A 10,803-nucleotide genomic window follows, 5' to 3' on the forward strand; every position below is an offset into this window, starting at 1 on the left:
GGGACCGTCCGCGCCGGCGGGGTGCGCGCGACGGTGCGGCCGTGGCTCGACGCGGGACCGGCCGCGGTGGTCCTGACCGCCGGTGCGGACGGTCTCTCGGTGATCACCGCCCGCGGTCACGAGGTGACGGTGCCCACCGTCGCGGTGGAGGTGGGCGACACGATCGGCGCAGGGGATACGGTGCAGGGTGCGATGCTGGCCTGGTTCGTACGACACGGGGTCGACGACCCCGGCGCCCTCTCGGTCGGGGACTGGCGGGACGTGCTGTCCTTCGCCGCGCGTGCGGCGGCGGTCACGGTGTCCCGTCGCGGTGCGGAGCCGCCGACGGCCGCGGAGATGGTGCCCAGCGTGTGAACCTGGTCGCACAGCGTCAGGCGTGGGTAACACCACGGCTGCATGACAGGGCTCTTCTGGATTAGCGTAAAGAGGAATTCAACCCCAGCGGGACGGTGTGCGAGAGTCTGTGACCCGCACGACCTGCGGTCGCAGCCGGCCCGTGTGACCGTGAGAGGCATGTGCATGTCCGACGCGACTGCGGCGCAGACCGGGGGCGAGAAGGCGCAGCTCCGCCTGCCGGATGGCGAGCACGAGTTGAACGTCGTTCGCGCCGTGGAAGGCGCGCCCGGTGTCGAGCTGGGAAAGCTGCTCGCCCAGACCGGCTACATCACCTACGACCCCGGATTCGTCAACACCGGCGCGACCTCGTCGTCGATCACCTATATCGACGGTGAGCAGGGCATCCTGCGTTACCGGGGCTACCCGATCGAACAGCTGGCGCGGAACTCGAACTTCATCGAGGTCTCCTACCTGCTGATCTACGGTGAGCTGCCCACGGCCGACCAGCTCGACGAGTTCAAGTCGAGGGTCAACCGGCACACGCTGCTGCACGAGGATCTGAAGCGGTTCTTCGACGGGTTCCCGCGGGACGCCCACCCGATGCCGGTGCTGTCCAGCGCGGTGTCCGCGCTGTCGACGTTCTACCAGGACTCGCTCGACCCGTTCGACCAGTCGAGCGTCGAGCTGTCCACGGTCCGGCTGCTGGCGAAGGTGCCCACGATCGCCGCCTACGCCTACAAGAAGTCCCTCGGGCAGCCGTTCCTCTACCCGGACAACTCGCTGGGCCTGGTGGAGAACTACCTGCGGATGACCTTCGGGCTGCCCGCCGAGCCGTACGAGATCGACCCGGACATCGCCAAGGCGCTGGACCTGCTGTTCATCCTGCACGCCGACCACGAGCAGAACTGCTCCACCTCGACGGTGCGGCTGGTGGGCTCGTCCGAGGCGAACCTGTTCGCCAGCATCTCGGCCGGGATCATGGCCCTGTTCGGCCCGCTGCACGGCGGCGCGAACAGTGCGGTGCTGGACATGCTCTCGGGTATCAAGGCCGACGGCGGCGACGTGGACGACTTCGTGCGGCGGGTGAAGAACCGCGAGGAGGGCGTGCGCCTGATGGGCTTCGGCCACCGGGTGTACAAGAACTACGACCCGCGCGCGAAGATCATCAAGCAGACCGCCGACGACATCCTGGCGAAGATCTCCGGTGGCGACGAGCTGCTCGACATCGCCAAGCGGCTGGAGGAGCGGGCGCTGTCGGACGACTACTTCATCGAGCGCAAGCTCTACCCGAACGTCGACTTCTACACCGGTCTGATCTACCGGGCGCTGGGCTTCCCGACGAAGTACTTCACCGTGCTGTTCGCCCTCGGCCGGCTGCCGGGTTGGATCGCGCACTGGCGCGAGATGATGACCGACCCGGCCACCAAGATCGGCCGTCCCCGCCAGATCTACACCGGCGAGAAGCAGCGCGACTACAAGCCCCTCTCGGAGCGCTGAGCGCGCCACCTTCCGACCGGGGTTGTGCCGTGAGGGGCACTTTCCCTGCACATGACGCAGGGAAAGTGCCCCTCGCTGCGTCCGACGCAGGGAAGGTGCCCTTCACGGTCACATCCGCACCGGGGTGGGTCAGGGGGTGAACTCCCGGGCCTTGGTCCTGGCGCCCTGGGTGAGGACGTGCCAGGCGTTCGGGTCGCCCTTGAGCAGCGCCTCCGTGGTGGACTTGATCTGTTCGAACGTGGCGTGCGGGGGGATCGGCGGCACCTCCGGGTCGCAGTGCACGTCGAGGACGACCGGGCCGTCGGCGGTCAGGGCGCGGTCCCACGCGCCGCCGAGCTCGTCCGGGTCGGTGACGGTGACGCCGTCCAGCCCCACGGCGCGGGCGAAGTCGGCGTAGGACACCGGCGGCAGGCTCTGCGACTCGGTGAACTTCGGCGCCCCGCCCATCGCCCGCAGCTCCCAGGTCACCTGGTTGAGGTCGTGGTTGGTGAACACACACACCACCAGCCGCGGGTCGGACCACAGTGGACGGTAACGCGCGATCGTCAGCAGTTCCGCCATGCCGTTCATCTGCATGGCGCCGTCCCCGACCAGCGCGACGACGGGCCGGTCCGGGTGCGCGAACTTCGCCCCGACCGCGTACGGCACCCCGGCGCCCATCGTGGCCAACGTGCCGGACAGTGACCCACGCATCCGCCCGCGCATCTTCAGGTTCCGTGCGTACCAGTTCGTCGACGACCCCGAGTCCGCGGTGACGATCGCGTCCGTCGGGATCCGCTCGGACAGTTCGTGGACCACCCGCATCGGGTTCACCGGGTCGGCGTCGAGCATGGCCTGGTCACGCAGCGTCTTCCACCACGATCCGACGTTGCGCTCGACGGTCTGCCGCCAGGCGCGGTCCGGTTTCGGCTCGAGCAGGGGCAGCAGTGCCCGCAGTGTGGCCTTGGCCTCCCCGACGAGGTTGACCTCCGTGGGATACCGCATGCCGATCATGCCGCCGTCGATGTCGATCTGCACCGCGCGGGCCTGTCCGAACTCCGGGAGGAACTGCGAGTACGGCAGGTTCGACCCGACGATCAGCAGGGTGTCGCAGTCCCGCATGAGCTCGTAGCTCGGTCGCGTCCCGAGCAGGCCGATCGACCCGGTCACGTACGGCAGGTCGTCCGGCAGCACGTCCTTGCCGAGCAGCGCCTTCGCGACCCCGGCCCCGGTCGTCTCCGCGACGCGGGTCAGCTCCTCGGCCGCGTTGCGGGCTCCCTGCCCGGCGAGGATCGCCACCCGGCTGCCCGCGTTGAGCACCGCCGCGGCCTCCGCGAGCTCGTCCTCGGGCGGGGTGACGACGGCCCGCACGCTGCCCGGCGGGGACGACGGCACGTGCTTGAAGGTGTGCGCCGGGGCGGTGTACTCCAGTTCCTGCACGTCGGCGGGGACGATCAGCGCGGTCGGGCACCGTCGGGCCAGCGCGGTGCGTACGGCCCGGTCCAGGACGTTCGGCAGCTGCTCCGGCACGTCGACCTCGACCAGGTACTCCGAGGCCACGTCCTTGAACAGCGCGCCCAGATCTAGCTCCTGCTGGTAGCTGCCGCCCTGCGCGCTGCGGGCGGTCTGGCCGACCAACGCCACGACCGGCACGTGGTCGAGCTTGGCGTCGTAGAGCCCGTTGAGCAGATGCACCGCGCCCGGCCCGGACGTTGCCGCGCACACGCCCAGGGTCCCGCTGAACTTCGCGTATCCGACGGCCTCGAACGCCGCCATCTCCTCGTGCCGGGCCTGCACGAACCGTGGCGAGTTGTCCGCCTCGCCGAAGGCGGCGACGAGCCCGTTGATCCCGTCCCCGGGGTAGCCGAACACCTGCTGGACGTCCCACTCGCGGAGTCGTCGCAGCATGTGGTCGGCGACCGTCTCGGCCATGGTGCCTCCCTCGCGCCTCACGCCGGTCGGGAACCGGCTACCCCGGGGCCCGGGATCCAATCCGTGCCGAGGTGGGCACGATGCGGGGGCAAGGGTGTGGAGTGCGTCACCGAGGCGTCACGAACCGGCCGACCGTGGTGTCTGTCCGTGACAGCGACAAAACGCACACGGGGGATGTTTGTGATGCGAACGGACCAGGTCTGTACGGAGATGACGGTGATCGACTACGCTGCGCGGTGCAGTCGTGTAGGCCAGTCGAGTAGCCGGTCTTTCTCCGCGTGTCGGCGATGTGGAGGTGGTGCCGTTGCCGCACCGACGTCGCCGGACACCGGGGCCGGCACGCTGACCCCCGACTTCCCGCCACTCCCGTCGACCATCAGGTGATCATGACCCTCTCATCGGCTGTGCCGCGTCGCCCGAGGAGCACGGTCGTCGCACTGTGCGGCGCGGCGATCGTCTCCTACGTCGTCGCGACCGGGATCGTGTTGTCCACGGGCGACGGTGGCAGCGCACTCTGGCTGATTCCCGCCGTGGTGGTGCTGGCCGCCGTGGTCCTGCCCGTGGTGCTGTTCCGCGCCCGGGCACGGGAGAACCGGGCCCGACGGGACGAGTACGAACAGCTCCGGGCGCGGTACCACGCCCAGCTCGACGTACACGACCGGTTCCTGACCTACATGGAGAAGGTCAACGAGAACGACATGCTCCCGGAACTCCCCGCGCGTCCGGACGACCCGGAGGTGCAGGAGGAGTTCGACCGGTACATGGCGATCATCGTGCGGATCCGCGAGCTGTACGCCGCGCAGCGCAGCGCGGTGCACGCCTCGGTGGTCTCGCTGACCCGGAAGATCCAGACCACCGCGCACCGGGTGCAGGAGGAGGCGGGACGCATGATCTCCCGGCACCCGAACGACCCCGACGTGCTGGAGACCAGCATGCGGGTCGATCACGCGGCGGCCCAGCAGGCACGCTACGCGCAGTCGGTGTCCACCCTGTGCGGGGAGTGGCCCGGTCAGCAGTGGCACGATCCGCTGGCGGTCTCCGACGTCGTGCGCGGCGCCGCGGGCCGCATCACCGCCTACCAGCGCGTGGAGCTGTCCGGTGACCCCGGCGTGGCGGTCGCGCCGCGCGTGGTCGAGCCGCTGATCCACCTGGTCGCGGAGCTGCTGGGCAACGCCGCGCAGTCGTCCCCGCCCACCACCAACGTCCTGGTGACCCTGCGCCATGTGCAGCGGGGTGCCGTCATCGAGGTCGACGACTGCGGGGTCGGCATGGACGAACGCAGGTTGGAGGCGGCCCGCGAGATCGTCTCGGGCAGGCGCGAGATCGACCTGTTCACCCTCGGCGAGCTCCCGCAGACCGGCTTCGCGGCCGTCGGCGCCTACGTCCGGCGGTACGGGTTCCGGGTCGACCTGGCCGAGTCCGTCTACGGCGGGGTGCGCGCCACGGTGCTCGTGCCGTCCGAGCTGACCGAACCGCTGCCGCCGGACGGCGCGGTCACCGGGGGGAGCCAACTGCCGTTGGCCCGGCGGTCCTCGACCAGCGCCACGATGCCGTCGGTGCCCGCGGTGCCGGCCACACCGTCCGCGGCGGAACCGTCCCCGGCGGAACCGTCCCCGGCGGGACCCGCCCCGGCGGGACCCGCCCCGGCGGGACACGCCGCAACGGAACTGCCCGCGACGGACACACCGAGGGACAGGACCGCGCCGATGGCGGGATCGAAACGGGGAACCATCGACCACAGCGACCGGGACGAGGGCACCGACCACCGCACACCGGGCCGGGCGGCGGAGAACGGTGGGGCCTCCGACACACCGCTGCCCCGCCGTCGCTCGCGCCGCGGGGAGGCGGCCCCGGAACCTCCCCGGCCCGGTGGTGAGGCACCGCGCGGTGCGCAACCCACCGCCGAGCAGGCCGCGCAGTGGATGGGCGCGTTCCTCCGCACCGACCTCCCGGACTCGCGCGGCAGGTCCGACGCCGCGGGCACCGGCCCGCATCCCGACGTGTACAACCCGGAGGAGTAATGACTGCTCAAGCTGGCGACAACAGCTGGATGCTGGACGAGATCAGGAGCGTCCGCGGTGTGCGACACGCGGTGGTCCTGACCTCGGACGGGCTGCTGAAGGTGCGCACCGAGCACACGGACGGCGACATCGCCGACAAACTCGCCGCCGCGTGCGCGGGCCTGACCTCGCTGGGACGCGGCATCAGTGACGAGTTCGGCAGCGGTGGTGAGCCCCGGCAGGTGATGGTCGAGTTCGAGGGCGGATTCCTGTTCGTCCGCGAGGCGGGGGACGGTTCCCGGCTGGCCGTGGTGACCGAGTCGGTGATCGACCCGGCCCTGATCGCCCAGCAGATGCAGATGCAGGTGCTGCAGATCGGTGAACGCACGCTGAGCACGCCGACCCGGAACTCCTGATCATGTCCGCGTCCGACGAGTATCGCGACCGACCGGTCCGGCCGTACGTCATCACGGAGGGGCGGGCACACCCGACGCGCAACACGCTGCGCCCGGAGACGTTGCTGCTCGCCAATCCGGAGGCGTTCCTCCCGCTCTCGGCGAGCCGGGAGAAGCGGGCACTGGTCGAGATGTGTCACGGGGTGCTGTCGGTCGCCGAGGCGGCCGCACATCTGTCCCTGCCGGTGAGCATGGTCACCGTGCTCGCGTCGGATCTGATCGACGGGGGTCAGCTGGTGGTCCGGTCCGCTCCCACACAGCAACTGCCGGAAATCGATGTCCTGGAGAAAGTGCTCAATGGACTCCGAAAGCTCTGACCGCTATGTGAGCTCCACCGTCGAGCAGTCGGTCAAGATCCTCGTGGTGGGCGCGTTCGGCGTCGGCAAGACGACCCTGATCGGGTCGGTCAGCGAGATCATGCCGCTGCGGACCGAGGAGACGATGACCGCGGCCAGCGTCGGGGTCGACTCGCTGGCCGGACTGGACAGCAAGAGCACGACCACCGTGGCGATGGACTTCGGCCGTATCACGATCAGCCCGGAGATCGTGCTGTACCTGTTCGGCACGCCCGGACAGAAGCGGTTCTGGAACCTCTGGGAGGGACTGTCCGACGGTTCGGTCGGGGCACTGGTCATTGTGGACCCGAGGCGGCTGGAGGACAGCTTCGAGGTGTTCGACCAGCTCGAACTGCGCACCAGGATCCCGTTCGCGGTCGCGGTGAACGAGTTCCCCGACTCGCCCCGGTACGAGCCGGAGCAGCTGCGGGACGCACTCGACCTGCTCCCCGAGACGCCCATCGTGTACTGCGACGCCCGCCGTCGCGAGGACTCCGCGAACGCGCTGATCACCCTGGTGCAGCACGCGCTCGAAGTCCGCAAACAGTCGAAAGCGCTGGCATGACGACGACCCCCCGACAGAACCCGTCCCTGGCCGAGATGACGGACCTGATGCCGCTGTCGGCCACGACGAACTGCGCGGACCCCCAGTCCGCCTACAGTGAACTCCGGGCCCGGTGGGGTCAGGTGGCGCCCGTCGAGCTCGAACCGGGGATTCCCGGCTGGCTCGTGCTGGGACACCCGGAGATCTGCAACGTCGCGCGCAACGAACGGTTGTTCTCCCGCGACCCGCACAACTGGCGGATGTACTACGAGGGCATCGTCTCCCCGGAGTCCGGCCTCGGCCCGATGATGTTCCCGCGGGACAACGCCTACTTCGCCGACGGCGACAAGCACCGCAGGCTTCGCGCGCCGATCGAGGACGCGCTGGAGGGAATGCCGGAACACCAGCTGGCCGCCATGGTCCGGCAGACCTGCACCGACCTGATCGGACGGTTCGTCGACCGGGGCGCCGGTGACCTGGTGGCCGACTACGCCGCCGTGATCCCGATGCTGGTCGTGGGCCGGATGTTCGGGTTCGGCATGGATCAGGCCGAACAGTTCCGGCAGGGGCTGCTCGCGCTGTTCGGCTCGGGCGAGGACTCCCAGGCGGGGAACCGGCGGGTCGAGGAGATGCTCACCGAGATTATCCACGCGCGGCGGGTGGAGCGCGCGTCCGACGTGACCAGCGCCTTCCTCGACAACACGAACCTGCGCGACGACTACGAGATCGAGCAGTCCATGGTGCTGATGGTCTCGGCGGGTTACGAGACCACGATGACCTGGATCGCGCAGACGTTGCGGCTGATGCTCACCGACGAGCGGTTCGGCGGCAGACTGCGCGGCGGACGCCTCGGCCTCGACGAGGCGCTGGACGAGGTGCTGTGGCGGGACCCGCCCATGACGAACATGCCCGCGCGGTACGCCCTGGCCGACTGCGACCTGGCGGGCCGCCGGATCGAGCGCGGGGACGCGTTGATCCTCGGGCTCGCCGCCGCGAACGCGGACTCCCGTGTCCACAGTGGTGACCCGTGGCTGGAGGTGGGCAACCGGTCCTATCTGGCCTACAGCACGGGACCGCACACCTGTCCGGCACAACGGACGTCGCGGATCATCACCCGCATCGCGGTCGACACCGCCCTCCACCTGCTACACGATGTAGTCGTGGCAGTACCCGCGGAAGAGATCACTCCGATCCCGTCTCCGTGGACCCGCTGCCCTGCCAGTCTGCCCGTGCGCTTCGCGCGTTCGGCAACCGTCCACAACTGACGCTGGAGGAGCGAATGACCGACGTGGTGACCGACGAGGTACCCGTCGTCCGACTCGACCCGACCGGGTCCGACCACCACGGCGAGGCCGCGCGGATGCGCGAGGCGGGCCCGGTGATCCGCGCGATCCTGCCGGGTGAGGTCACGGTGTGGGCCGTCACCCGGCACGATCTACTGGCCGACCTGCTGACCGATTCCCGGGTGTCCAAGGACTGGCGCAACTGGTCGGCGATCCGGCGCGGCGAGATCTCCGACGACTGGCCGCTGATCGGGATGGTCAAGGTGACCAACATGGTCACCAGTGACGGCGCGACGCACCAGCGGCTGCGCAGGCCGGTGACCAAGACGTTCACCCGCGGCCGGGTGGAGCGGATGCGACCGGACATCGAGCGGATCGTGCACGGCCTGCTCGACGACCTGCCGAACCACGCCGCCGCGGACGGTTCGGTGGACCTGCGGCAGCACTACGCCTACCCGGTCCCGATGAACGTGATCTGCGAGCTGGTGGGCGTGCCGGAGCCGTGGCGGCCGCGCCTGCGGGAGCTGGTGGACAGCATCTTCCGCACCGACACCACCCCGGAGGAGGTGGTGCGCACCCAGACCGACCGGCAGCAGATGCTCAAGGACCTGGTCGAGCTGCGCACCCGGGAACCGGGCGAGGACCTCACCAGCGCCCTGATCGCGACCCGTGAGCAGGACGCCGAGTCGTTCACCGACGAGGAGCTCACCGACACGATCTGGCTGCTGCTCACCGCCGGGCACGAGACGACGCTGAGCCTGCTCGTCAACGGCGTCCGGGCGCTGCTCACGCACCCGGACCAGCTGGAGGCGGCCCGGGAGGGCGGCGAGCAGAAGTGGTCCGAGGTGATCGAGGAGGTGCTGCGCTGGGACGCCCCGATCGGCAACTTCATGGCGCGCTACCCCCTGGAGGACATCACCATCGCGGGCGTCACGATCCCGCAGGGTGAGGCGATCATCGCCCCGTACAGCGGGGTCGGCCGCGATCCGGAGCAGCACGGCGCGGACGCCGACCGGTTCGACATCGAGCGGGAGCAGCAGCGCCACCTGGCCTTCGGGGGCGGCCCACACGTCTGCCTGGGCGCGCACCTGGCCCGGATGGAGGCTCAGGTCGCCCTGCCCGCGCTGTTCGAGCGCTACCCGAACCTGAAGGCGGCCACCGACATCGACTCCCTGGTCCCGGTCCCGTCCTTCTTCTCGAACTCGGCCAGCACCTTCCCGGTCCACCTGCACTGACCGCCCGGTGTGTGGGGGTGGCCCCCACGGACCACCCCCACACCACCCCGCGAGTCGCCACCCCATGCCCGCGAGTCGCCATCTCATGCCCGCGAGTTGCCACCCCAGGATGCCGAGTCGACGGCTCCGGACGTCGAGTCGTCCGTCGCGACCGCACACCCCCGAGCCGCCGCACCTTCGCGGGCCGCGGTGCGTCCCTGCGGACGCGGCAGCACGAGCGGGCTTCCGGTGAGCGGGTCCTCGATCACCGTGCACGGCAGCGAGAACACCGACTCCACCGTCCCGGCGGTCACCACCTCGGACGGCGTCCCCTCGGCGACGACACCGCCGTCGCGCATCGCGACGAGGTGGTGGGCGTAGCGCGCGGCCAGGTCGAGGTCGTGCAGCACCAGCACCACGGTGCGCCCGGAGGCGGCGTTGAGCCCGGTCAGCAGCTCCAGCACGTCGATCTGGTGCGCGAGGTCGAGGTGCGCGGTCGGCTCGTCGAGCAGCATCACCTCCGGTTCCTGGGCCAGCGCGAGCGCGATCCACGCCCGCTGCCGTTGTCCGCCGGAGAGTTCGTCCACCGGCCGGTCGGCGAGTTCCGCGACGCCGGTGGCGGCCAGTGCCGAGTCGATCGCCGCGGCGTCGGCGTCGGTGAACTGCCGGAACCACCGCTGGTGTGGATGCCGTCCCCGTCCGACGAGGTCGGCGACGGTGATCCCGTCCGGCGCGATCGGCTGTTGCGGCAGCAGGCCGAGGCGGCGCGCGACGGTCTTCGTCGGCAGCCGGGCGAGGTCGTGGCCGTCGAGCAGGACGCTCCCGGTCCGCGGTGCGAGGAGCCGGGCGAGACCACGCAGCAGGGTGGACTTGCCGCACCCGTTCGCGCCGACGATCACCGTGATCCTGCCGGGCGGCAGCGTCGTCGACACGGAGTCGACGACCGGGCCGGCCCCGTAGTCCAGGCTGAGGGCCTCGGCGGTCAGCGCGGCCGCGGGAGTGGAGGAGTGGTTCATCCGGTGTGTCCGATCCGGTTCGCGCGGGCGAGCAGGTACAGCAGGACCGGCGCGCCGAGGACACCGGTCACCACCCCGACGGGGAGTTCCGTCGGGGCGAACAGCAGGCGCCCCACCAGGTCCGAGGCGACCACGAGCAGGGCGCCGACGGCCGCGGACGGGCCGGTCAGGGCCCCACGCCCGGGGAGCAGCCGCCGGGCGATCTGCGGGGC

The 10,803-nt window shown here is 70.4% G+C and carries 11 protein-coding genes; 8 read left to right on the plus strand and 3 right to left on the minus strand.

What is annotated here, in order from left to right; all coding sequences use genetic code 11:
- Both ACTIR_RS0100960 and ACTIR_RS0100965 read left to right on the plus strand, forming a co-directional pair.
- Positions 1-354, plus strand: a 354-nt coding sequence (locus ACTIR_RS0100960; RefSeq protein WP_026452883.1) for a PfkB family carbohydrate kinase, incomplete at its 5' end; no start/stop codon positions are given.
- A gap of 165 nt (positions 355-519) precedes the next feature.
- Complete coding sequence (locus ACTIR_RS0100965; protein WP_052583677.1) at positions 520-1,833, plus strand: citrate synthase; 1,314 nt, start codon at positions 520-522, stop codon at positions 1,831-1,833.
- Between the two features lie 129 nt (positions 1,834-1,962).
- On the opposite strand, the gene ACTIR_RS0100970 is transcribed toward ACTIR_RS0100965, so the two are convergent.
- Positions 1,963-3,744, minus strand: a complete 1,782-nt coding sequence (locus ACTIR_RS0100970) for a thiamine pyrophosphate-requiring protein (protein ID WP_026452885.1) — start codon at positions 3,742-3,744, stop codon at positions 1,963-1,965.
- Between the two features lie 386 nt (positions 3,745-4,130).
- Between ACTIR_RS0100970 and ACTIR_RS21035 the strand changes: the two genes are divergently transcribed.
- From ACTIR_RS21035 to ACTIR_RS0101000, 6 genes are read left to right on the plus strand one after another with little or no spacing between them, the layout of a single operon-like run.
- A complete protein-coding gene (locus tag ACTIR_RS21035) occupies positions 4,131-5,765 on the plus strand; it encodes an ATP-binding protein (RefSeq protein ID WP_084789275.1) in 1,635 nt (544 codons plus the stop codon).
- Positions 5,765-6,160 carry a roadblock/LC7 domain-containing protein gene (locus ACTIR_RS0100980; protein ID WP_007024018.1) on the plus strand — a complete coding sequence of 132 codons (396 nt, stop codon included), beginning with the start codon at positions 5,765-5,767 and terminating at the stop codon, positions 6,158-6,160. Before ACTIR_RS21035 ends, ACTIR_RS0100980 begins: the two co-directional genes overlap by 1 nt.
- A gap of 2 nt (positions 6,161-6,162) precedes the next feature.
- On the plus strand, positions 6,163-6,516 hold the full coding sequence (locus ACTIR_RS0100985; RefSeq protein WP_026452886.1) for a DUF742 domain-containing protein: 354 nt from the start codon (positions 6,163-6,165) through the stop codon (positions 6,514-6,516).
- On the plus strand, positions 6,497-7,099 hold the full coding sequence (locus tag ACTIR_RS0100990; RefSeq protein ID WP_026452887.1) for a GTP-binding protein: 603 nt from the start codon (positions 6,497-6,499) through the stop codon (positions 7,097-7,099). Before ACTIR_RS0100985 ends, ACTIR_RS0100990 begins: the two co-directional genes overlap by 20 nt.
- A complete protein-coding gene (locus ACTIR_RS0100995; protein ID WP_026452888.1) occupies positions 7,096-8,343 on the plus strand; it encodes a cytochrome P450 in 1,248 nt (415 codons plus the stop codon). The genes ACTIR_RS0100990 and ACTIR_RS0100995 overlap by 4 nt, the downstream gene beginning before the upstream one ends.
- A 14-nt stretch (positions 8,344-8,357) precedes the next feature.
- Positions 8,358-9,596 (plus strand): cytochrome P450 family protein, encoded by a 1,239-nt coding sequence (locus ACTIR_RS0101000; protein ID WP_026452889.1) that lies wholly within the window; start codon positions 8,358-8,360, stop codon positions 9,594-9,596.
- 83 nt (positions 9,597-9,679) lie between these two features.
- On the opposite strand, the gene ACTIR_RS21040 is transcribed toward ACTIR_RS0101000, so the two are convergent.
- Positions 9,680-10,591, minus strand: a complete 912-nt coding sequence (locus ACTIR_RS21040) for an ABC transporter ATP-binding protein (RefSeq protein ID WP_052583666.1) — start codon at positions 10,589-10,591, stop codon at positions 9,680-9,682.
- Positions 10,588-10,803, minus strand: a 216-nt coding sequence (locus ACTIR_RS24930) for an iron chelate uptake ABC transporter family permease subunit (protein WP_034237718.1), incomplete at its 5' end; no start/stop codon positions are given. The genes ACTIR_RS24930 and ACTIR_RS21040, both read right to left, overlap by 4 nt.

It is taken from the genome of Saccharomonospora iraqiensis subsp. iraqiensis (genome assembly GCF_000430445.1).
Classification (GTDB): domain Bacteria; phylum Actinomycetota; class Actinomycetes; order Mycobacteriales; family Pseudonocardiaceae; genus Saccharomonospora; species Saccharomonospora iraqiensis.